The sequence below is a fragment of the Escherichia sp. MOD1-EC7003 genome (assembly GCF_002965065.1).
Classification (GTDB): Bacteria; Pseudomonadota; Gammaproteobacteria; order Enterobacterales; family Enterobacteriaceae; genus Escherichia.
The window spans coordinates 1-21,810 of the sequence record NZ_PTRE01000114.1; the positions used below are offsets into that span (position 1 = coordinate 1).

The 21,810-nt window shown below is 52.0% G+C and carries 20 protein-coding genes and 1 pseudogene; 11 read left to right on the forward strand and 10 right to left on the reverse strand.

Translation table 11 applies throughout. The features are described 5' to 3' along the window. Positions 1 to 138: 138 nt before the first annotated feature. Together purN and purM are read right to left on the reverse strand one after the other, a co-directional pair. Positions 139 to 774: pseudogene (purN, locus tag A7090_RS18615) on the reverse strand (phosphoribosylglycinamide formyltransferase); the annotation flags it as partial. Then, on the reverse strand, positions 774 to 1,811 hold the full coding sequence (purM, locus tag A7090_RS18620) for a phosphoribosylformylglycinamidine cyclo-ligase (protein ID WP_105275128.1): 1,038 nt from the start codon (positions 1,809 to 1,811) through the stop codon (positions 774 to 776). The gene purM and the pseudogene purN, both read right to left, overlap by 1 nt. Before the next feature lie 325 nt (positions 1,812 to 2,136). Between purM and upp the strand changes: the two genes are divergently transcribed. The 3 genes from upp to A7090_RS18640 all read left to right on the forward strand — a co-directional run bounded on the left by upp (position 2,137) and on the right by A7090_RS18640 (position 4,934). Continuing rightward, positions 2,137 to 2,763 carry a uracil phosphoribosyltransferase gene (gene upp / locus A7090_RS18630; protein ID WP_001295473.1) on the forward strand — a complete coding sequence of 209 codons (627 nt, stop codon included), beginning with the start codon at positions 2,137 to 2,139 and terminating at the stop codon, positions 2,761 to 2,763. Between the two features lie 85 nt (positions 2,764 to 2,848). Further along, on the forward strand, positions 2,849 to 4,138 hold the full coding sequence (gene uraA, locus A7090_RS18635; protein ID WP_105275129.1) for a uracil permease: 1,290 nt from the start codon (positions 2,849 to 2,851) through the stop codon (positions 4,136 to 4,138). Between the two features lie 94 nt (positions 4,139 to 4,232). Continuing rightward, positions 4,233 to 4,934, forward strand: coding sequence for a DnaA inactivator Hda (locus A7090_RS18640; protein WP_071599018.1), 702 nt, complete (start codon positions 4,233 to 4,235; stop codon positions 4,932 to 4,934). A gap of 105 nt (positions 4,935 to 5,039) precedes the next feature. On the opposite strand, the gene arsC is transcribed toward A7090_RS18640, so the two are convergent. Then, positions 5,040 to 5,399, reverse strand: a complete 360-nt coding sequence (gene arsC, locus A7090_RS18645) for an arsenate reductase (glutaredoxin) (protein ID WP_105275130.1) — start codon at positions 5,397 to 5,399, stop codon at positions 5,040 to 5,042. Between the two features lie 77 nt (positions 5,400 to 5,476). Next, a complete protein-coding gene (bepA, locus tag A7090_RS18650) occupies positions 5,477 to 6,940 on the reverse strand; it encodes a beta-barrel assembly-enhancing protease (RefSeq protein ID WP_105275131.1) in 1,464 nt (487 codons plus the stop codon). Between the two features lie 211 nt (positions 6,941 to 7,151). Here bepA and A7090_RS18660 point away from each other — a divergent pair, with 211 nt between their 5' ends. After that, on the forward strand, positions 7,152 to 8,213 hold the full coding sequence (locus A7090_RS18660; protein ID WP_105275132.1) for an AI-2E family transporter: 1,062 nt from the start codon (positions 7,152 to 7,154) through the stop codon (positions 8,211 to 8,213). Positions 8,214 to 8,303: 90 nt separating this feature from the next. Here the strand turns inward: A7090_RS18660 and bcp are convergent, their stop codons facing one another. Both bcp and A7090_RS18670 read right to left on the reverse strand, forming a co-directional pair. After that, positions 8,304 to 8,774, reverse strand: a complete 471-nt coding sequence (gene bcp / locus A7090_RS18665; protein ID WP_105275133.1) for a thioredoxin-dependent thiol peroxidase — start codon at positions 8,772 to 8,774, stop codon at positions 8,304 to 8,306. Beyond that, positions 8,774 to 9,346: a glycine cleavage system transcriptional repressor gene (locus A7090_RS18670; protein WP_105275134.1), complete on the reverse strand. Its 573-nt coding sequence runs from the start codon at positions 9,344 to 9,346 to the stop codon at positions 8,774 to 8,776. Before A7090_RS18670 ends, bcp begins: the two co-directional genes overlap by 1 nt. A 145-nt stretch (positions 9,347 to 9,491) precedes the next feature. On the opposite strand from A7090_RS18670, the gene dapA reads away from it, so the two are divergent. The 6 genes from dapA (at position 9,492) to ypfH (ending at position 16,180) form a co-directional block, all read left to right on the forward strand. Further along, positions 9,492 to 10,370 (forward strand): 4-hydroxy-tetrahydrodipicolinate synthase, encoded by an 879-nt coding sequence (gene dapA, locus A7090_RS18675; protein WP_105275135.1) that lies wholly within the window; start codon positions 9,492 to 9,494, stop codon positions 10,368 to 10,370. Positions 10,371 to 10,386: 16 nt separating this feature from the next. Continuing rightward, on the forward strand, positions 10,387 to 11,421 hold the full coding sequence (gene bamC, locus A7090_RS18680) for an outer membrane protein assembly factor BamC (protein ID WP_001297320.1): 1,035 nt from the start codon (positions 10,387 to 10,389) through the stop codon (positions 11,419 to 11,421). Between the two features lie 212 nt (positions 11,422 to 11,633). Next, entirely contained in the window at positions 11,634 to 12,347 is a 714-nt protein-coding gene (gene purC, locus A7090_RS18685) for a phosphoribosylaminoimidazolesuccinocarboxamide synthase (protein WP_054494654.1), read from the forward strand. 167 nt (positions 12,348 to 12,514) lie between these two features. Beyond that, positions 12,515 to 13,378 carry a KPN_02809 family neutral zinc metallopeptidase gene (ypfJ, locus tag A7090_RS18690; protein ID WP_105275136.1) on the forward strand — a complete coding sequence of 288 codons (864 nt, stop codon included), beginning with the start codon at positions 12,515 to 12,517 and terminating at the stop codon, positions 13,376 to 13,378. A 14-nt stretch (positions 13,379 to 13,392) separates the two neighbouring features. Beyond that, entirely contained in the window at positions 13,393 to 15,408 is a 2,016-nt protein-coding gene (tmcA, locus tag A7090_RS18695; protein WP_105275137.1) for a tRNA cytosine(34) acetyltransferase TmcA, read from the forward strand. A gap of 73 nt (positions 15,409 to 15,481) precedes the next feature. Then, positions 15,482 to 16,180: an esterase gene (ypfH, locus tag A7090_RS18700; RefSeq protein ID WP_105275138.1), complete on the forward strand. Its 699-nt coding sequence runs from the start codon at positions 15,482 to 15,484 to the stop codon at positions 16,178 to 16,180. Between the two features lie 108 nt (positions 16,181 to 16,288). On the opposite strand, the gene A7090_RS18705 is transcribed toward ypfH, so the two are convergent. From A7090_RS18705 to A7090_RS18715, 3 genes are read right to left on the reverse strand one after another with little or no spacing between them, the layout of a single operon-like run. Next, on the reverse strand, positions 16,289 to 16,489 hold the full coding sequence (locus A7090_RS18705; RefSeq protein WP_000383836.1) for a YpfN family protein: 201 nt from the start codon (positions 16,487 to 16,489) through the stop codon (positions 16,289 to 16,291). Between the two features lie 27 nt (positions 16,490 to 16,516). Then, the gene (gene dapE, locus A7090_RS18710; RefSeq protein ID WP_105275139.1) at positions 16,517 to 17,644 is read right to left on the reverse strand and encodes a succinyl-diaminopimelate desuccinylase; all 1,128 of its coding nucleotides are present in this window, start codon (positions 17,642 to 17,644) and stop codon (positions 16,517 to 16,519) included. A gap of 3 nt (positions 17,645 to 17,647) precedes the next feature. Then, on the reverse strand, positions 17,648 to 18,004 hold the full coding sequence (locus A7090_RS18715; RefSeq protein WP_105275140.1) for an ArsC family reductase: 357 nt from the start codon (positions 18,002 to 18,004) through the stop codon (positions 17,648 to 17,650). A gap of 380 nt (positions 18,005 to 18,384) precedes the next feature. Between A7090_RS18715 and ypfM the strand changes: the two genes are divergently transcribed. Then, complete coding sequence (ypfM, locus tag A7090_RS18720; protein ID WP_001386977.1) at positions 18,385 to 18,444, forward strand: protein YpfM; 60 nt, start codon at positions 18,385 to 18,387, stop codon at positions 18,442 to 18,444. Positions 18,445 to 18,541: 97 nt separating this feature from the next. Here the strand turns inward: ypfM and acrD are convergent, their stop codons facing one another. After that, complete coding sequence (gene acrD / locus A7090_RS18725; RefSeq protein ID WP_105275141.1) at positions 18,542 to 21,655, reverse strand: multidrug efflux RND transporter permease AcrD; 3,114 nt, start codon at positions 21,653 to 21,655, stop codon at positions 18,542 to 18,544. Between the last annotated feature and the right edge of the window lie 155 nt (positions 21,656 to 21,810).

Here is a 21,810-nt window from a genome sequence, read left to right on the forward strand (position 1 = left end):
CCTGGAAATTAAGGCGAGCAATATTGGAAGATGTCCAACTAGTCCAGAAAAGGGGGAAAAAAACTGATGGAGCTTGCGATTTACAGGAGAAGTGAAAAACGCCAGCGGCAGAGCTGGCGTTTTAACTACGGGGCAGTACTCGTCGGCAGCGTAGCCTTGCGGCGGCAGACGCTGACCATCCAGCCACGCGGCGTTTTCATGCATCTTCAGACGGCCATCGACAAACCAGCTAATCACCAGTGGATAAATAGCGTGTTCCTGGGTTTGCACGCGGGCGGTGATGTCATCTTCCGTATCACCCGCAAATACCGGGACTTTCGCCTGTAAAATAACCGGGCCACCGTCCAGTTCATCGGTGACGAAATGCACCGATGTACCGTGTTCCTCATCGCCATTTTCCAGCGCCTGACGATGGGTGTGTAATCCGGGATATTTCGGCAGCAGAGAAGGGTGAATGTTCAGCAAACGCCCGGCATAGTGGGAGACAAACGCCGGGCTGAGAATGCGCATAAAACCAGCCAGCACGACCACATCGGGGGCGTACATGTCGATTTCATGAATCAACTCCCGATCATAGGCTTCACGACTGTCAAACGCGCTGGCGATGAGCGTATGCGTTGCAATACTCGCCTTGCGGGCGCGTTCAAGGCCGAACGCGTCGGCCTTATTGCTGAAAACTGCCCGTAGGGTGCCTTTAATTTTGTTGGTTTTGCAGGCGTCAATAATTGCCTGCAAATTACTTCCGTTGCCGGAAATAAGCACCACAATATTCATTATTCGATAACCACGCGTTGTTCGGAATCAGAGGCTTTGATGATACCGATTTTCCACGCGTTTTCACCGTTGGCATTGAGCAGGGCGAGGGCTTTGTCCACTTCCGGAGCAGGCAGGGCGATAATCATCCCGACGCCGCAGTTGAAGGTGCGATACATTTCATGGCGCTCAACGTTTCCTGCCGTTTGCAACCAGTTGAACACTTCCGGCCACTGCCAGGAGGATTCATCAATCACTGCCTGGGTATTTTCTGGCAATACGCGCGGAATGTTTTCCCAGAAGCCACCACCGGTCAGGTGCGCAATAGCATGTACATCAACCTTTTCAATCAACTCCAGCACGGACTTCACGTAAATGCGGGTCGGTGCCAGCAGATGATCGGCTAATGGCTTACCATCAAGTTTGGTGGTTTGCGGATCACAACCGCTGACTTCAAGAATTTTGCGCACCAGCGAGTAACCGTTTGAGTGCGGGCCGCTGGAGCCGAGGGCAATCAGCACATCGCCGTCGCTGACTTTAGAACCGTCGATGATTTCTGATTTTTCTACCACGCCAACGCAGAAACCAGCGACATCGTAATCTTCACCGTGATACATCCCCGGCATTTCTGCCGTTTCGCCACCCACCAGTGAACAGCCCGATTGCAGACAACCTTCCGCGATACCGCTGATCACCGCTGAAGCAGTATCAACATCCAGTTTTCCGGTTGCGTAATAGTCGAGGAAAAACAGCGGTTCAGCGCCTTGCACCACCAGATCATTAACACACATGGCGACCAGATCGATACCAATGGTGTCGTGACGTTTTAAGTCCATTGCCAGACGCAGTTTGGTGCCTACGCCGTCAGTGCCGGAAACCAGTACGGGTTCACGATATTTTTGCGGCAACGCACACAGCGCACCGAAGCCGCCCAGACCGCCCATCACTTCCGGACGACGCGTTTTCTTCACTACGCCTTTGATTCTTCCAACCAGAGCATTACCCGCGTCAATATCAACACCGGCATCTTTGTAGCTAAGAGAGGTTTTATCGGTCACTGCTTGGGTCCCCACGCGTTACTTGCGGTAGAAAAATAAAAATTCGGCGCAATTCTAACAGGGAAAGCAAACGTTTGCGAGACTGCTTTACACAACCTTTTTGCACGTCTTTTCCCTAAACGCGCAGCGAAAGAATCCTTGCACCAGGGCAAAGGATAGTTTTTTGATGACATAATATTCTTTTGTAACCATTTGAATATAAAATGATTTCATCTAAAATTGTAATCGTTTTGACTAAAGTCAACGAAAATAATATTGCCGCCTTGAAGAAAGGAGGTATAATCCGTCGATTTTTTTTGTGGCTGCCCCTCAAAGGAGAAAGAGTATGAAGATCGTGGAAGTCAAACACCCACTCGTCAAACACAAGCTGGGACTGATGCGTGAGCAAGATATCAGCACCAAGCGCTTTCGCGAACTCGCTTCCGAAGTGGGTAGCCTGCTGACTTACGAAGCGACCGCTGACCTCGAAACGGAAAAAGTGACTATCGAAGGCTGGAACGGCCCGGTAGAAATCGACCAGATCAAAGGTAAGAAAATTACCGTAGTGCCAATTTTGCGTGCAGGTCTGGGGATGATGGACGGTGTGCTGGAAAACGTTCCGAGCGCGCGCATCAGCGTTGTCGGCATGTATCGTAATGAAGAAACGCTGGAGCCAGTACCGTATTTCCAGAAACTGGTTTCTAACATCGATGAGCGTATGGCGCTGATCGTTGACCCCATGCTGGCAACCGGTGGCTCCGTTATCGCGACCATCGACCTACTGAAAAAAGCGGGCTGCAGCAGCATCAAAGTTCTGGTGTTGGTAGCCGCGCCAGAAGGCATCGCTGCGCTGGAGAAAGCGCACCCGGACGTCGAACTGTATACCGCATCGATTGACCAGGGACTGAACGAGCACGGATACATTATTCCGGGCCTCGGCGATGCCGGCGACAAAATCTTTGGTACGAAATAAAGAATAAAAATGATTAAAGCCGACTTTAAGAGTCGGCTTTTTTTTGAGTAAAGCGCCTATAACACATAATACAGAGGAATATACTATGACGCGCCGTGCTATCGGGGTGAGTGAAAGACCGCCACTTTTACAGACAATCCCGCTTAGTTTGCAACATTTGTTCGCCATGTTTGGTGCAACCGTCCTGGTGCCCGTCTTATTTCATATTAACCCGGCGACGGTACTGTTATTTAACGGTATCGGAACGCTGCTGTATCTCTTCATCTGTAAAGGAAAAATCCCGGCTTATCTTGGTTCCAGCTTTGCCTTTATTTCACCGGTATTGTTACTGTTGCCGTTGGGGTATGAAGTCGCGTTGGGCGGCTTTATTATGTGCGGCGTGCTGTTCTGCCTGGTTTCTTTTATCGTGAAGAAAGCGGGGACCGGCTGGCTGGACGTGCTATTTCCTCCTGCGGCAATGGGCGCAATCGTTGCCGTCATAGGTCTGGAACTGGCGGGCGTAGCTGCCGGTATGGCGGGTTTACTCCCGGCTGAAGGGCAAACGCCAGATACCAAAACCATCATCATCTCCATTACCACCCTGGCGGTCACGGTGTTAGGTTCCGTGCTGTTTCGTGGTTTCCTGGCCATTATCCCGATTTTAATTGGCGTGCTGGTGGGGTACGCGCTCTCTTTCGCAATGGGAATTGTCGATACCACGCCGATTATTAATGCTCACTGGTTTGCGCTGCCAACTCTCTACACGCCGCGCTTCGAGTGGTTCGCCATTCTGACGATTCTGCCAGCGGCGTTAGTGGTTATTGCCGAACACGTAGGGCACCTGGTAGTAACGGCTAACATCGTCAAAAAAGATCTGCTGCGCGATCCGGGTTTGCACCGTTCGATGTTCGCTAACGGCCTGTCGACTGTTATCTCCGGCTTCTTTGGCTCTACGCCAAACACCACGTACGGGGAAAACATTGGCGTTATGGCAATCACCCGCGTTTACAGTACATGGGTTATCGGCGGCGCGGCGATTTTCGCTATCCTGCTTTCCTGTGTTGGTAAACTGGCTGCCGCTATCCAGATGATCCCATTGCCGGTAATGGGCGGCGTTTCGTTGCTGCTTTACGGTGTCATCGGTGCTTCCGGTATTCGTGTTTTGATCGAATCGAAAGTGGATTACAACAAAGCACAGAACTTGATCCTGACTTCCGTGATTTTGATCATTGGCGTCAGTGGCGCGAAGGTCAACATTGGCGCGGCTGAGCTAAAAGGTATGGCGCTGGCGACCATCGTTGGTATCGGCTTAAGTTTGATCTTCAAACTGATCAGTGTTCTGCGCCCTGAAGAAGTAGTGCTGGACGCAGAAGACGCGGATATAACAGACAAATAATGTCCCGACCGGGCAGTGCTGCTGCCCGGTTCAAACATCATGGGATTCTGTGGTAAACTTCTCGCGATTTTGTGAAATCCTGGTTGAGGTATCTCTGAACACACCGGCACAGCTCTCTTTGCCACTTTATCTTCCTGACGACGAAACCTTTGCAAGTTTCTGGCCGGGGGATAACTCCTCTCTACTGGCCGCGCTGCAAAACGTGCTGCGTCAGGAACATAGCGGTTACATCTATCTCTGGGCACGCGAAGGTGCGGGGCGCAGCCATCTGCTGCACGCGGCTTGCGCAGAATTGTCGCAGCGTGGCGATGCGGTGGGCTATGTCCCGCTGGATAAACGCACCTGGTTTGTTCCGGAGGTGCTCGACGGTATGGAGCATTTGTCGCTGGTCTGTATCGACAACATTGAGTGTATTGCGGGCGATGAGTTGTGGGAGATGGCGATTTTCGATCTCTACAACCGGATTCTGGAATCGGGCAAAACACGGCTGTTGATCACCGGCGATCGTCCACCGCGGCAGTTGAATCTGGGGTTACCGGATCTCGCGTCGCGTCTTGACTGGGGGCAGATCTACAAATTGCAGCCGCTTTCTGATGAAGATAAGTTGCAGGCGCTACAGTTACGCGCGCGTTTGCGTGGTTTTGAACTGCCGGAAGATGTGGGGCGCTTCTTGCTGAAGCGGCTCGACAGAGAAATGCGGACGCTATTTATGACGTTGGATCAGCTGGATCATGCCTCGATTACCGCGCAACGTAAGTTGACCATTCCGTTTGTGAAAGAAATTCTGAAGCTGTAGGCAGGACGTTTTTTGTCGGATGCGCGTCCATTGTATTCGTAGGCCGGATAAGACGCGGCAAGCGTCGCATCCGGCAATGTGCTTCAACTCGTGAAGGGGCACATCTTAACCCACGATTTCCAGTACCCGCTCCGGTGGACGACCAATCCGCGCTTTGCCATTCGCGACCACAATCGGGCGCTCCATTAGCTTCGGATTATCCACCATCGCCTGAATCAGCGCCTCTTCGCTAAGCGAAATGTCAGCCAGATTCAGTTCTTTATAGAGATCCTCTTTCTGGCGCATCAATTCACGGGCGCTATTCATTCCCAGCATTTTCAGCAAATCGCGCAGCATTGCCGCATCGGCGGGAGTCTCAAGGTAGAGCACCACTTCTGGCTCCACGCCGTTTTCTTTCAGCAGAGTCAGTGTTTCCCGGCTCTTTGAACAGCGTGGGTTATGGTAGATTTTTACCGTTTCAGACATGTTTTCTCCTTTATGTAATTATCTCGCGTGGACGGATAGGACGCCATAGGCGTTGCGTCCGGCAAAGGGCGCAGCGATTACATTTTCGTATAAGGCTTAAAGCGTTCTTGCAACTGGCGTAACTGGTCGATGCGCGCATCGTAACGTGCTTGTTGCAGGCTGCCTAATTTCACCTGCGAACTGGCGCTACTCAACAAGGAAATGGCCTGATCGAGTCGCCCGGCGAGCGCATAACCTTCTGCTCGCGCAGCCAGTTCCTGATCGCGGTTATTTAGCGCGGCCTCCGCTTGTGCCAGTAAATCCCAGCCATTGCTGTCATCTTTATTGTTAAAAGTGTAGCGATTCAGAATATTGGCCGCTTCCTGCGGTTGAGCCCCTTGCAGATAAGCGTTCGCCAGGTTGAGTTGCAACACAGGATTGGTGCGCAAATCGCGGGCATTTTTCAGGCGATTGATAGCGTCATTGGCTTTGTTTTGCCCAAGATCGATATCGGTAGCCAGATCGAGATACCACGCGTTGCCAGGTTCTGCCGCCAGTAATGGTTGCAGCGTTTTACGTGCTTCGTCGTATTTATTGGCTTGCATCGCCTGTAAAGCACGACCATATTGCGCCGCTCGTTGCTGACGAACATTTCCTTTCGCCAATTCATCCAGCAAATCACTGGTGAGCTGATTACGGCCAGAATTGTACATCCCCAGTGTGCGCACTTTTGCCAGATAGAAATCTTCCGACGACTGCACCACCATCGGACGCATCTGATTAGCACGGTTGCGGGCATCAGCCAGACGGCTTTCCGGCAGCGGGTGAGTCAGCAAAATTTCCGGCGGGCGCGAGGAGTAGCGAGCCTGATCGAGCAATTTTTCGAGGAAGGTCGGCATCGCCTGCGGATCGAAGCCTGAACGTTGCAGTACCTGTATACCAATGCGGTCCGCTTCCTGTTCATTTTGCTGGGTGAAGCTGATCATCCCCTGGCGCGTTCCCGCCAGTGTACCGGTCAGCGCCGCCATCCCCGCTTGCGGACTGGCCATCGCCAGTAAAATAGAACCTAACGCGCCGACCCAGGTCAGCGGCGCGCTGCGCTGCTGATCTTCCATCGCTCGCGCCAGGTGACGTTGGGTGACGTGGGAGATTTCGTGCGCCATAACTGAAGCCAGTTGACTTTCGTTATCGGAATAACGGAACAGGGCAGAGTGCAGCACCACGTTGCCGCCAAAGAAAGCAAAGGCGTTAATTTCGTCGTTGTTGATCAAAAAGAAATGGAACGGTGTCTTAACCGAATTGGCATGCGAAACCAGACGCATACCCAGCGAATTAATGTATTGCGTTAATAACGGGTCATTAATTAACGGCGCGCTGCCGCGTAGCTGGCGGACATAATAGTCGCCCATCTGCATTTCCTGACCAATGGAAAGCGTACTTCCTGCGGAGGTTCCCATATCCGGCAAGGTGTCTGCGCTATCGGCAAACGCCGGGGCTACCTGACCAATGGTCATAGCTGCAATGAGGGTAGCAACCAGGTTTTTTTTCAACTGCCTGAACATAACCTCTGTCCTGTGTTTCTGGAGATAGTCATTTGACCGATACTGTGAAATATCGTTCCCACCGCGCCGCCTTTGAGTGTAACGGCGAAGATTAGCCCACTCAAATGACTTTCAGTTTCCTGAATCCGTCATAAAAAGCGAAGTCTTTTTTGTGACATTTCGATACAATTGCGGATCGCAATCCCGCTCTTGAGGTTCAGGGAAGGTCTTTATGCTCGAAATGTTGATGCAATGGTATCGCCGTCGTTTTAGTGACCCGGAAGCGATTGCCTTGTTGGTTATTTTAGTTGCCGGATTTGGCATTATCTTTTTCTTTAGTGGCCTACTCGCACCGTTGCTGGTGGCTATTGTGCTGGCCTATTTGCTGGAATGGCCAACCGTACGCTTGCAATCAATAGGCTGCTCCCGACGCTGGGCGACGTCGATTGTATTGGTCGTTTTCGTCGGTATTTTGCTGCTGATGGCGTTCGTGGTACTGCCTGTCGCCTGGCAACAGGGCATCTACTTAATCCGCGATATGCCGGGCATGCTCAATGAGCTTTCTGACTTTGCCGCCACGTTGCCGCGCCGCTATCCGGCGTTAATGGATGCGGGCATTATTGATGCAATGGCCGAAAATATGCGCAATCGCATGCTTACTATGGGCGATTCGGTGGTGAAAATTTCCCTCGCCTCGCTGGTTGGTTTGCTGACTATTGCCGTCTATCTGGTGCTGGTGCCATTGATGGTCTTCTTCCTGCTGAAAGATAAAGAGCAGATGTTGAACGCCGTCCGTCGGGTGCTGCCGCGTAACCGTGGGCTGGCAGGCCAGGTGTGGAAGGAGATGAATCAACAAATCACCAACTATATCCGCGGCAAAGTGCTGGAGATGATCGTGGTGGGGGTCGCCACCTGGCTGGGGTTCTTGCTCTTCGGACTGAACTATTCGCTGCTGCTGGCGGTGCTGGTCGGCTTCTCGGTGCTTATTCCGTACATTGGCGCATTTGTGGTGACCATTCCGGTGGTTGGCGTGGCGCTGTTCCAGTTTGGTGCAGGCACTGAATTCTGGAGCTGCTTCGCGGTGTATCTGATTATTCAGGCACTGGACGGTAACCTGTTAGTGCCGGTGTTGTTCTCCGAAGCGGTTAACCTGCATCCGCTGGTGATTATTTTATCGGTGGTGATCTTCGGGGGGCTGTGGGGATTCTGGGGCGTATTCTTCGCCATTCCGTTGGCGACGCTGATCAAAGCCGTGATTCACGCCTGGCCCGATGGTCAAGTCGTGCAAGATTAACCTTCAGGACGGAGAGAAGATGTGATCTCCGTTACCGGATGTGAGGAGTGCTGACCGCAAGCGCAGCCAGCACGGAATGGAGCAAAGTAATCAGGCGTGTGCTTTCAGCCAGTTCAGCACAACGTCGTGGTGATTGCTGGTTTTGAAATCGTCAAAGACATGTTCAATTTTGCCATCAGCGTCAATCAGGAAGCTGATGCGATGAATACCATCGTAGGTTTTGCCCATGAAGGACTTCTCACCCCAGACGCCGAATTGTTCGCACACCTGGTGGTCCTCATCAGACAGGAGCGTAAAGTTAAGCAGCTCTTTTTCCGCAAAACGGGAGAGCTTTTCGGGTTTATCGGTGCTGATACCCAGCACATCAACGCCCGCTTTTTTCAACTCATCCATGTTATCGCGTAAGCCGCAGGCCTGTACGGTACAGCCAGGGGTCATGGCTTTTGGGTAGAAATAAACCAGAACACGCTGTCCCTGGAAGTCGGTCAAGTTAACTTGTTCTCCGTCTTGATCCGGCAAGCTAAATTTCGGTGCGATATCACCGGCTTTCAGTGGATTCATCACTTAACTCCATCCTGTTCATCATGTTGGGAATAATTGACGATGTTAATACTGCCTTGTGCATTGAGTTCTGTACATAGGGCTTTGAACGCTTGCTCAATATTTGCTGCGTCCGCAGATGTAGGGCTGTGGGCAGTGATCTGAATATGCAACTGCGCAGCTCGTTCATTTTCAGCAGGTTGCGTGCGCGACACCAGCTCCGCAATGTTCATATGGTACGCGTCGAAAAGTGCAGTGAAGCGTTCAATTAAATGCGGGGAGTCTGCCACATCGACCTGAACCCAGACAGATGCTGGCATTGGTGGACGCGGACGAGCCGTCGTGCGCTTCATCACGATTAAAAGATCCAGTTCGGCACCTTTCAACGGTAACGTTGATTCAATCAAGGTGATGGCATTCCATGAACCGGAAAGCAGCATGATAAACGTGAACTCCTCTCCCAGCATCGCCAGGCGACTGTCTTCGATATTACAGCCGCAACTACTGACATGACGGGTGATGGTGTTCACAATTCCAGGGCGATCGGCACCCAGCGCAGTGATCACCAGATAATGTTGCGATGACAGTGTCAAACTGGTTATTCCTTTAAGGGGTGAGTTGTTCTTAAGGAAAGCATAAAAAAAACATGCATACAACAATCAGAACAGTTCTGTCTGCTTGCTTTTAATGCCATACCAAACGTACCATTGAGACACTTGTTTGCACAGAGGATGGCCCATGTTCACGGGAAGTATTGTCGCGATTGTTACTCCGATGGATGAAAAAGGTAATGTCTGTCGGGCTAGTTTAAAAAAACTGATTGATTATCATGTCGCCAGCGGTACTTCGGCGATCGTTTCTGTTGGCACCACTGGTGAGTCCGCTACCTTAAATCATGACGAACATGTTGATGTGGTGATGATGACGCTGGAGCTGGCTGACGGGCGCATTCCGGTGATTGCCGGGACCGGCGCTAACGCAACTGCGGAAGCCATTAGCCTGACGCAGCGCTTCAATGACAGTGGTATCGTCGGCTGTCTGACGGTAACCCCTTATTACAATCGTCCGTCGCAGGAAGGTTTGTATCAGCATTTCAAAGCCATCGCTGAGCATACTGACCTGCCGCAAATTCTGTATAATGTGCCGTCCCGTACTGGTTGCGATCTGCTCCCGGAAACGGTGGGCCGTCTGGCGAAAGTAAAAAATATTATCGGAATCAAAGAGGCAACAGGGAACTTAACGCGTGTAAACCAGATCAAAGAGCTGGTTTCAGATGATTTTGTTCTGCTGAGCGGCGATGATGCGAGCGCGCTGGACTTCATGCAATTAGGCGGTCATGGGGTTATTTCCGTTACGGCTAACGTCGCAGCACATGATCTGGCCCAGATGTGCAAACTGGCGGCAGAAGGGCATTTTGCCGAGGCACGCGTTATTAATCAGCGTCTGATGCCATTACACAACAAACTATTTGTCGAACCCAATCCAATCCCGGTGAAATGGGCATGTAAGGAACTGGGTCTTGTGGCGACCGATACGCTGCGCCTGCCAATGACACCAATCACCGACAGTGGTCGTGAGACGGTCAGAGCGGCGCTTAAGCATGCCGGTTTGCTGTAAAGTTTAGGGAGATTTGATGGCTTACTCTGTTCAAAAGTCGCGCCTGGCAAAGGTTGCGGGTGTTTCGCTTGTTTTATTACTCGCTGCCTGTAGTTCTGACTCACGCTATAAGCGTCAGGTCAGTGGTGATGAAGCCTACCTGGAAGCGGCACCGCTTGCGGAGCTTCATGCCCCGGCTGGAATGATTTTGCCAGTGACCTCCGGTGATTATGCAATCCCGGTGACCAACGGTAGTGGTGCTGTCGGTAAGGCGCTGGACATTCGTCCACCAGCCCAGCCGCTGGCACTGGTTTCAGGCGCGCGTACCCAGTTCACGGGCGATACTGCTTCATTGCTGGTGGAAAATGGTCGTGGCAATACTCTGTGGCCGCAGGTGGTTAGCGTGCTGCAGGCGAAAAACTACACCATCACCCAACGTGATGATGCGGGTCAGACACTGACCACCGATTGGGTACAATGGAACCGTCTGGACGAAGACGAGCAGTACCGAGGCCGTTATCAAATCTCTGTTAAGCCTCAGGGTTATCAGCAGGCAGTTACGGTTAAACTGCTGAACCTGGAACAGGCGGGTAAACCGGTTGCAGACGCGGCTTCCATGCAGCGTTACAGCACCGAGATGATGAACGTGATTTCTGCCGGTCTGGATAAATCAGCCACTGACGCCGCGAATGCCGCGCAAAATCGTGCTTCCACCACGATGGACGTACAAAGTGCAGCTGATGACACCGGCTTACCGATGCTGGTCGTACGCGGGCCGTTCAACGTGGTTTGGCAACGCCTGCCAGCGGCGCTGGAAAAAGTGGGCATGAAAGTGACCGACAGCACCCGTTCGCAGGGCAACATGGCCGTAACTTACAAGCCGCTGTCTGACAGCGACTGGCAGGAACTGGGCGCGAGTGATCCAGGCCTGGCATCCGGTGACTATAAACTGCAGGTCGGCGATTTAGATAACCGCAGCAGCCTACAGTTCATCGATCCGAAAGGTCACACTCTGACCCAGAGTCAGAATGACGCACTGGTCGCTGTCTTCCAGGCTGCGTTTAGCAAGTAAAAATACAGGGCTGGAGTCATCCGGCCCTTTTTTCTGATATGATACGCAAACGTGTGCGTCGGCTGAAAAACGTGATTTTAGCGGTAATTCGCACGAAATTTGTTTGTCGGACGTAGGTCGGATAAGACGTTTACGCCGCATCCTACAAAACATCCGGCACACCAGACAGCAAAAGATTTTTAAACGTTAATTCACACCCAGGAGTGATAAAGATGCAAAAGCAAGCTGAGTTGTATCGTGGTAAAGCGAAAACCGTATACAGCACGGAAAACCCGGACCTGTTGGTGCTCGAATTCCGTAATGATACGTCAGCAGGGGATGGCGCGCGCATTGAGCAGTTTGATCGCAAAGGTATGGTGAACAACAAGTTCAACTACTTCATTATGAGCAAACTGGCTGAAGCGGGTATCCCGACTCAAATGGAGCGTCTGCTCTCCGATACCGAATGTCTGGTGAAAAAGCTGGATATGGTGCCGGTTGAGTGTGTCGTGCGTAACCGTGCTGCTGGCTCTCTGGTGAAACGTCTTGGCATCGAAGAAGGCATTGAGCTGAACCCGCCGCTGTTCGACCTGTTCCTGAAAAACGACGCCATGCACGATCCGATGGTCAACGAATCTTACTGCGAAACCTTTGGCTGGGTAAGCAAAGAGAACCTGGCGCGAATGAAAGAGCTGACCTATAAAGCGAACGATGTACTGAAAAAACTGTTCGATGATGCTGGTCTGATTCTGGTCGACTTCAAGCTGGAGTTTGGCCTGTACAAAGGTGAAGTGGTACTGGGCGATGAATTTTCCCCTGACGGTAGCCGCCTGTGGGACAAAGAAACGCTGGAGAAAATGGATAAAGACCGTTTCCGCCAGAGCCTCGGTGGCCTGATCGAAGCCTATGAAACCGTCGCCCGCCGCCTGGGTGTACAACTGGACTGATTTTTCTGTTCATCATCTTGCCGTGCTGTAGGCACGGCAAGACAATCGCTCCCGGAAGATGTGCATTGAACGCTCATTCTTCTGCCATATCATCCCGCTTTCCTGTGGTAATCTTCCTCTGAAGCACCTACGATCATTTCTATAATGAATATATTGTTGAGGTATCTATGCGTTGGCAGGGGCGACGTGAAAGTGACAATGTTGAAGACAGGCGCCGCAGCTCCGGTGGTCCGTCAATCGGCGGTCCCGGTTTTCGCCTGCCAGGCGGTAAAGGCGGGCTGATTTTACTGATAGTCGTGCTGGTTGCTGGATACTATGGCGTTGATTTAAGCGGGTTGATGACCGGACAACCGATTTCCCAACAGCAATCAACGCGGTCAATTAGCCCAAATGAAGACGAAGCGGCAAAATTCACCTCGGTGATTCTGGCAACCACGGAAGATACCTGGGGACAGCAATTCGAGAAGATGGGTAAGACCTATCAGCAACCGAAGCTGGTCATGTACCGTGGAATGACGCGCACCGGCTGCGGGGCGGGCCAGTCCATTATGGGACCGTTCTATTGCCCGGCAGATGGCACGGTTTATATCGATCTTTCCTTCTATGATGACATGAAAGACAAATTGGGCGCGGATGGCGATTTTGCCCAGGGGTACGTTATCGCCCATGAAGTGGGTCATCATGTGCAAAAACTGTTAGGCATCGAGCCGAAAGTCCGTCAACTGCAACAAAACGCGAGGCAGGCAGAAGTGAACCGCTTATCGGTACGTATGGAACTCCAGGCCGACTGTTTTGCTGGTGTCTGGGGGCATAGTATGCAGCAACAAGGTGTTCTGGAAACTGGCGATCTGGAAGAGGCGCTGAATGCGGCGCAGGCCATCGGCGATGACCGTTTACAGCAGCAAAGTCAGGGGCGAGTAGTACCAGACAGTTTCACTCATGGCACTTCTCAGCAACGCTACAGCTGGTTTAAACGTGGTTTCGACAGCGGCGATCCGGCACAATGCAATACTTTTGGTAAAAGCATTTAACTTCCGGGGCAGGGATGGCTGAACTGACTGCGCTTCACACATTAACAGCGCAAATGAAACGTGAAGGGATCCGCCGCTTGCTGGTATTGAGTGGGGAAGAGCGTTGGTGCTTTGATCATGCGCTTAAGTTGTGTGATGCCTTACCTGGCGACTGGTTGTGGGTTTCGCCGCAGCCAGTCGCTGAAAACCATTGTACGCCCTCGGCGTTACAGACTTTACTTGGGCGCGAGCTCCAGCATGCGGTATTCGACGCCCGCCAGGGCTTTGATGCTGCTGCTTTTGCGGCACTTAGCGGAACGTTGAAAGCGGGAAGCTGGCTGGTGTTGTTACTCCCTGTATGGGAAGAGTGGGAAAACCAACCTGATGCCGACTCGCAGCGCTGGAGTGATTGCCCTGACCCTATTGCGACACCGCATTTTGTCCAGCATCTCAAACGCGTACTTACGGCAGATAACGACGCTATCCTCTGGCGGCAAAACCAGCCGTTCACGTTGGCGCATTTTGCTCCCCGTATTGACTGGCACCTCGCTACCGGTGCCCCACAACCAGAACAACTGCAACTCTTACAGCAGCTACTGACCATGCCGCCGGGCGTGGCAGCGGTAACGGCTGCGCGTGGGCGCGGTAAGTCGGCGTTGGCAGGGCAACTCATTTCTCGTATTGCGGGCAGAGCGATTGTCACCGCGCCCGCAAAAGCGGCAACGGATGTACTGGCACAATTTGCGGGCGAGAAGTTTCGCTTTATTGCGCCGGATGCCTTGTTAGCCAGCGATGAGCAAGCCGACTGGCTGGTGGTCGATGAAGCCGCAGCCATTCCTGCGCCATTGTTGCACCAGTTGGTATCGCGTTTTCCTCGAACGTTGTTAACTACTACGGTGCAGGGCTACGAAGGTACTGGACGTGGTTTTTTGCTGAAATTTTGCGCCCGCTTTCCGCATTTACAACGTTTCGAATTACACCAGCCGATCCGCTGGGCGCAGGGATGCCCGCTGGAAAAAATGGTCAGTGAGGCACTGGTTTTTGACGATGAAAACTTCACCCATACACCACAAGGCAATATCGTCATTTCTGCATTTGAACAGACATTATGGCAAAGCGAACCAGAAACGGCGTTAAAGGTTTATCAGTTATTGTCTGGCGCACACTACCGGACCTCGCCGCTGGATTTACGCCGCATGATGGATGCACCTGGGCAACATTTTTTACAGGCGGCTGGCGAAAACGAGATTGCCGGGGCGCTGTGGCTGGTGGATGAGGGGGGATTATCTCAAGAACTCAGTCAGGCTGTATGGGCAGGTTTTCGTCGCCCGCGTGGTAACCTGGTGGCGCAGTCGCTGGCAGCGCACGGCAGCAATCCACTGGCGGCGACATTGCGCGGACGGCGGGTCAGCCGGATAGCAGTTCATCCCGCTCGTCAGCGGGAAGGCACAGGGCAGCAACTTATTGCTAGTGCTTTGCCATATACGCATGACCTCGACTATCTTTCGGTGAGTTTTGGCTACACCGCGGAATTATGGCGTTTCTGGCAACGCTGCGGTTTTGTGCTGGTACGGATGGGCAATCATCGTGAAGCCAGCAGCGGTTGCTATACGGCGATGGCGCTGTTACCGATGAGTGAGGCGGGTAAACAGCTGGCTGAACGTGAGCATTACCGTTTACGTCGCGATGCGCAAGCTCTCGCGCAGTGGAATGGCGAAACGCTCCCTGTTGATCCACTAAACGATATCGTGCTTTCTGACGACGACTGGCTTGAACTGGCCGGTTTTGCTTTCGCACATCGTCCGCTATTAACGTCGTTAGGTTGCTTAATGCGTCTGCTACAAACCAGTGAACGGGCGTTACCGGCGCTGCGTGAACGCTTGCAGAAAAGCACCAGCGACGTGCAGTTATGTACCACACTTAAACTTTCAGGCCGCAAGATGTTACTGGCCCTTCAGCGGGAAGAAGCCGCGCAGGCGCTATACGCACTTGATGATGTTCGCACTGAGCGTCTGCGCGATTGCATAACGCAATGGCAATTTTTTCACTGACTCCTTCAATTTTCTCCCATGGTCATTGTGAGTCAACGGCGTAAAATTAATGACATCAGTTAAGGAGTTCGCCATGAAACATGACCATTTTGTTGTTCAAAGCCCGGATAAACCTGCGCAACAGTTGTTACTGCTTTTCCACGGTGTCGGGGATAATCCGGTGGCAATGGGGGAAATCGGCAGTTGGTTTGTGCCGCTGTTTCCCGATGCGCTGGTGGTGAGTGTCGGTGGCGCAGAGCCGAGCGGTAATCCGGCGGGGCGTCAGTGGTTTTCGGTGCAGGGTATTACGGAAGATAATCGCCAGGCGCGTGTGGATGCCATCATGCCAACGTTTATTGAGACGGTGCGCTACTGGCAGAAACAGAGCGGGGTGGGGGCTAACGCCACGGCGCTAATCGGTTTCTCACAAGGCGCGATTATGGCGCTGGAGAGCATTAAAGCCGAACCGGGCCTTGCTTCGCGCGTCATTGCCTTTAACGGACGCTATGCGAGCCTGCCGGAAACCGCGTCTACAGCCACGACAATTCACCTGATTCATGGCGGTGAAGATCCGGTTATCGATCTGGCGCATGCGGTTGCGGCGCAGGAAGCGTTAATCAGTGCCGGTGGTGATGTGACGCTGGATATCGTGGAGGATTTAGGCCATGCGATCGACAATCGCAGTATGCAATTTGCCCTGGATCACTTGCGTTATACCATTCCGAAACATTATTTCGACGAAGCGCTAAGCGGGAGCAAGCCTGGCGATGATGATGTGATTGAAATGATGTAATAATCGCCGAGCAGGCCTGATAAGACGCGTGAGCGTCGCATCAGGCATCGTTCACCATTGCCGGATGCGGCGCTAACGCCTTATCCGGCCTACGGTTGAGCGCCCAGCTTACTTCTTCGGTTGATCCTTTTTCGGCCAGTCGTCGTCATCGTCCCACTTATCGTTGAAATCACGATGAGGGGGAAGCTCCGGCTTGTTGGCGAGAAATTTCTTATGGTCGACGCGCTTGAGATCTTTAATCACGTTCAGCAGGACGCCTACCAAAAAGACAATCACCAGAATCCACCAATATTTAGCCAGCCAGTCCATGCTTATTTCCTCTTGCAGAACCACTCATCAGGCGACGAGCTGTTCCATGATACGTTGATACATACGGGCAAGTAGTTGCAGGTCGGCAGCGCTCACACATTCATTAATTTTATGAATAGTGGCATTGACCGGCCCGAGTTCTACCACCTGCGCCCCCATGCGGGCAATAAAGCGCCCGTCGGACGTGCCGCCTGTGGTCAGTAGCTGCGGTTTAATTTCATTATAGTGCTCAACCGCGTTAACGACCGCATCCACCAGTTTACCGCGCGCGGTCAAAAATGGCTGCCCGGAAAGCCACCAATCCACCGTATAACGCAGCTGATGTTTTTCAAGCAGGGCAAGCACCTGCGCTTTGATCATCTCATCAGTCAGTTCGGTGCTGAAGCGGAAGTTAAACTGCACAAACAGTTCACCCGGAATAACGTTGTTACTGCCCGTTCCCGCCTGAATATTGGCAATCTGCATACTGGTCGCCGGGAAAAATTCATTGCCCTGATCCCACTCAATAGCCACTAATTCATTAAGGAAAGGTGCTGCGCGATGTACCGGGTTGTCAGCCAGATGTGGATAGGCTACATGCCCCTGCACGCCATGAATGGTGAGGTTGCAGGTTAACGATCCGCGACGGCCATTTTTCACCACATCACCAACCACTTCGATACTCGACGGTTCGCCGACCAGGCAGTAATCGAGACGCTCATTACGCGCCATTAACGCTTCGACAACTTTTACCGTACCGTTGTGGGCACTGGCTTCTTCATCAGAGGTGATCAGAAATGCCAGTCGACCTGTATGGTTGGGATGTTGCGCGACAAAGCGTTCTGCTGCTACTACCATCGCCGCCAGCGAGCCTTTCATATCTGCCGCGCCGCGCCCGAATAACATGCCGTCACGAATGGTTGGTTCAAACGGTGGATTGATCCAACGGTCGGCGTCGCCAGGCGGCACCACGTCGGTATGTCCGGCAAAGGCTAATGTTTCACCTTGCCCACGCCATGCCCAAAAATTCTGCGTATCGGCAAAGTCCATGCGTTCAATGGTAAAACCGATCGCCTGCAAACGTTCAATCAACAAAGCCTGGCATCCTGCGTCATCAGGACTCAGGGAAGGGCGGCGAATAAGCTGTTGTGTCAGCTCAATAACCGGGCACGACATAGACTACACCTCATGGAAAAATTGCTGATAACTGGAATCACTGAAACCCAGCAGCATAGGCTGACCAGGCGCGCAGAGCAATGGACGTTTGATAATTGCAGGCATTTCAGTCATTAATGCCGCCGCAGAGGCCGCATTGGTGATTTTATTGCGGGTGGTTTCGTCCAGTTTACGCCAGGTTGTACCACGGGTGTTGAGTAACGCCTCCCAGCCTAATTCGTTGATAAAACCGTTCAATAATTCGCTGTCCAGCCCATCAACGCGGTAATCATGAAAACGATAGTCGATGTTATTGGCTTCCAGCCAACGGCGAGCCTTTTTCATGGTGTCACAATTTTTGATGCCGTAAAGTGTAACCATAATGAATCCTTTTTCGATTTATGAGAATAAATACTCATTTCATGGTGAAGACATTTTGCCTGCAAATGTTCATCATAAAATATAACATTATCGAAGCATTCAAATTAACAGTCATTAAATAATGTTAAACATTTTTAACGTAAACATTAAGAATATTCATCTTGTTATCTGTGTGTATTTTAACCAGAATTAAATCAGTATTAGATGTCGTATGAATATTTCGAAATGTTGCTGTGTATCACATACAAATCATCACCGCAGGACCATAGTATTTACATAAGGTTTGTCCCCCGGAGGTAGTCATCGCAACAATCGAGTAAATTAGCTTCACCACGGTATATTGTTTCCGTAGAATACCCATAATTATAAGAGAGGTTGTTATGATTGAACGTGAACTGGGGAACTGGAAAGACTTTATCGAAGTTATGCTTCGTAAGTAATTCCTGAGATAAAGTACAAACAGCAAGAACCGCTGAACAGGTTCTTAATCGGAAAGTTGAAAAAGGCGACACATTAGCATGTCGCCTTTTTTATTGCTTATTCCGGGCGCGGCTTCAGCGGGAAGCGGTGACGCACCAGCACAAAGAACAGCGGCACAAAGTAAATCGCCAGAATAGTGGCCGAAATCATCCCGCCCATTACGCCAGTACCCACCGCATGCTGACCACCGGAACCGGCACCTGTGCTGGTTGCCATTGGCAATACGCCAAAGATAAATGCCAGCGAGGTCATCAGAATCGGGCGTAAACGCTGACGGCAGGCGTGGAGCGTTGCTTCAAACAGGTCGTGGCCTTTTTGGTTCATCTCGTTAGCAAACTCGACGATCAGGATGGCGTTTTTCGCCGATAAACCAATGACCGTTAACAGGCCCACCTGGAAGTAAACGTCGTTTTCCAGCCCGCGCATCCAGGTGGCCAGCAGTGCGCCGATAACCCCCAGGGGCACGACCAGCATAACCGAGAACGGCACCGACCAGCTTTCATACAGCGCCGCCAGACACAGGAATACCACCAGCAAGGAAATGGCATACAGCGCCGGAGCCTGCGCGCCGGAAAGCCGCTCCTGATACGACATCGCCGTCCACTCCAGACCAAAGCCGTTTGGCAACTGCTTCACTAACGATTCCATAATATCCATCGCAGTACCGGTGCTAACCCCCGGCGCGGCTTCCCCGACAATCTCAACGGCAGAATAACCGTTATAGCGTTCCAGACGCGGCGAGCCGGTCTCCCAGCGTGAGGTCGCGAAAGCAGAGAAGGGCACCATGCCGCCATCTTTATTTCGGACATACCAGAGATTGATGTCATCTGGCAGCATGCGATACGACGCAGCGGCCTGCACATAGACTTTCTTCACGCGACCGCGATCCATAAAGTCATTCACATAGCTCGAACCCCAGGCGGTTTGCAGCGTGTCGTTAATATCGTCGATAGCAACGCCCAGCGCCTGAGCTTTACGCTGGTCGATATCAATCTGCAACTGTGGACTGTCATCGAGGCCGTTATGGCGCACACGGGTTAGCTCCGGGTTTTCTGCCGCCAGCGCCAGCAACTGGTTACGCGCTGCCATCAGCGCATCGTGACCCGCCCCTGCGTGGTCCTGCAACTCCATATCAAAACCCGCCGAACTGCCAAGACCGCTAATCGCTGGCGGGCTGCTGGCAATAACGCGAGCTTCTTTAATCTTATTAAATTCCTTCGTTGCACGTTCGATAATGGCAAACGAGGTGCCGGTCTTACTGTCGCGTTCGCTCCAGTCTTTCAGGCGAATAAACATTCGCGCCACGTTTTGCCCATTCCCTCCTGGGCCAGAACCAACAGTGGCAAACACCGACATGATGTTGTCTTTTTCATGGGTGAAGTAATATTTCTCGATTTGCTCAACGACTTTCAGGGTCTGTTGTTGAGTTGAACCGCTGGGCAGCTGTACCGAGGTCGTAAACATGCCACGGTCTTCCTGTGGCAAGAACGACGTCGGCAGACGCAGGAACAGGAACACCATGCCGCCAAGCAGCAGGACATAAATCATAATCCAGCGCAGGCTACGGTGGAGAATTTTCTCTACCCCTTTTTCGTAGCGTTCGGCGCTGCGGTTAAACATCTGGTTAAACCAGGCAAAAAAGCCTTTTTGCCCGTGATGCTCACCTTTTTTCAGTGGCTTAAGTAGCGTGGCACACAGAGCCGGAGTCAGGATCATCGCTACCAGTACTGACAGCACCATCGCCGCAACAATGGTAATAGAGAATTGGCGATAGATAGCACCGGTGGTGCCGCCGAAGAAGGCCATTGGCACAAATACCGCCGAAAGCACCATCGCAATCCCGACCAGTGCCCCCTGGATCTGCCCCATCGATTTACGTGTGGCTTCGCGAGGAGTGAGTCCTTCCTCACTCATAATACGTTCGACGTTTTCCACCACCACGATGGCGTCATCCACCAGCAGACCGATCGCCAGCACCATCGCGAACATGGTTAAGGTGTTGACGCTGTAACCGAAGGCGTAAAGTACGGAGAAGGTTCCCATCAACACCACCGGCACGGCGATGGTGGGTATCAGCGTGGCGCGGAAGTTTTGCAGGAACAGATACATCACGAGGAAAACCAGGGCGATAGCTTCCAGCAGTGTTTTCACCACGTCTTCAATGGAGGCTTTAACAAATGAGGTGGTTTCATATGCCACCTTGTATTCCAGTCCGTGTGGGAAATACTGTGCCAGCTCGTCGAGACGATCAAGCACCAGCTCCGCTGTCGCCATTTCGTTCGCGCCGGAGGCCAGTTTTATCCCCAGCCCGGAGGCTGGCTTACCATTAAAGCGGCTGAGATAATCGTATTTCTCTGCCCCCATTTCGACGGTGGCGACATCGCCCAGCCTTACCTCTGAGCCGTCCTGATTCACCCGCAAGGTGATATCGCGGAACTGTTCTGGTGTTTGTAGCAGTGACTGGGCGTTAATGGTGGCGTTGAGCGCCTGCTTATCAACGGAAGGCGTACCACCAAGTTGCCCAACCGCAATCTGCGCGTTCTGTGATTCAATGGCATCAGTGACATCTTTAGCCGTCATCTGGAAACTGTTGAGTTTCGCCGGGTCCAGCCAGATACGCATGGAATATTGCGAACCATAGGCATCGATATCCCCGACGCCATTCACGCGGCTTAACGGGTCCTGAATATTACTGGCAACATAATCGGCAATATCCTGTTTATCCATCGAACCATCGGTAGAGACGAAGGCAATGGTCAGAATGTTGGTATCGCCGGTTTTACGCACCGTCACGCCCTGATTTTGCACTGCCTGTGGTAACTTTCGCATGGCAGATTGCAGCTGGTTTTGTACTTGCTGCACGGCTTCGTCCGGATCGGTGCCTGCTTTAAAACTTAAGGTGACAGATGCCTGACCAGTACCACTGCTTTGAGACGACATATACATGAGATTATCGAGGCCGGTCATATTTTGCTCGATAACCTGGGTCACGGTGTTTTCCAGCGTCTGGGCCGATGCGCCGGGATAGTTAGCGGTCACCCGCACATTCGGTGGCGCGAGATCCGGGTATTGTTCAACGGGCAATGAGAAAATCGCCAGGGCCCCTGTCAGACATAACAGGATTGCCAGCACCCAGGCAAAAATGGGGCGATCAATAAAGAAATTCGCCATTAAAAGAGGACCTCGTATTTTTGTGTATTGTTGTAGGCTTGACTTGCTTCACTGTAGTGGCAAGGTACGAGCTAATCGTGGAGAAAAAAAGGAGTTAATGTAAATTATCATGCCCTTTTATACTGAACCTTAAGTGCCAGTATTTTTGGGGCAGT

What these genes read in the sequence shown, in the direction of transcription:
- bepA (WP_105275131.1), bottom strand. Translation starts at nt 6,940, where the DNA reads ATGTTCAGGCAGTTGAAAAAAAACCTGGTTGCTACCCTCATTGCAGCT.
- ypfJ (WP_105275136.1), top strand. Translation starts at nt 12,515, where the DNA reads ATGCGTTGGCAGGGGCGACGTGAAAGTGACAATGTTGAAGACAGGCGC.
- bcp (WP_105275133.1), bottom strand. Translation starts at nt 8,774, where the DNA reads ATGAATCCACTGAAAGCCGGTGATATCGCACCGAAATTTAGCTTGCCG.
- A7090_RS18705 (WP_000383836.1), bottom strand. Translation starts at nt 16,489, where the DNA reads ATGGACTGGCTGGCTAAATATTGGTGGATTCTGGTGATTGTCTTTTTG.
- bamC (WP_001297320.1), top strand. Translation starts at nt 10,387, where the DNA reads ATGGCTTACTCTGTTCAAAAGTCGCGCCTGGCAAAGGTTGCGGGTGTT.
- dapA (WP_105275135.1), top strand. Translation starts at nt 9,492, where the DNA reads ATGTTCACGGGAAGTATTGTCGCGATTGTTACTCCGATGGATGAAAAA.
- purC (WP_054494654.1), top strand. Translation starts at nt 11,634, where the DNA reads ATGCAAAAGCAAGCTGAGTTGTATCGTGGTAAAGCGAAAACCGTATAC.
- acrD (WP_105275141.1), bottom strand. Translation starts at nt 21,655, where the DNA reads ATGGCGAATTTCTTTATTGATCGCCCCATTTTTGCCTGGGTGCTGGCA.
- upp (WP_001295473.1), top strand. Translation starts at nt 2,137, where the DNA reads ATGAAGATCGTGGAAGTCAAACACCCACTCGTCAAACACAAGCTGGGA.
- ypfH (WP_105275138.1), top strand. Translation starts at nt 15,482, where the DNA reads ATGAAACATGACCATTTTGTTGTTCAAAGCCCGGATAAACCTGCGCAA.
- tmcA (WP_105275137.1), top strand. Translation starts at nt 13,393, where the DNA reads ATGGCTGAACTGACTGCGCTTCACACATTAACAGCGCAAATGAAACGT.
- A7090_RS18715 (WP_105275140.1), bottom strand. Translation starts at nt 18,004, where the DNA reads ATGGTTACACTTTACGGCATCAAAAATTGTGACACCATGAAAAAGGCT.
- dapE (WP_105275139.1), bottom strand. Translation starts at nt 17,644, where the DNA reads ATGTCGTGCCCGGTTATTGAGCTGACACAACAGCTTATTCGCCGCCCT.
- uraA (WP_105275129.1), top strand. Translation starts at nt 2,849, where the DNA reads ATGACGCGCCGTGCTATCGGGGTGAGTGAAAGACCGCCACTTTTACAG.
- arsC (WP_105275130.1), bottom strand. Translation starts at nt 5,399, where the DNA reads ATGTCTGAAACGGTAAAAATCTACCATAACCCACGCTGTTCAAAGAGC.
- A7090_RS18660 (WP_105275132.1), top strand. Translation starts at nt 7,152, where the DNA reads ATGCTCGAAATGTTGATGCAATGGTATCGCCGTCGTTTTAGTGACCCG.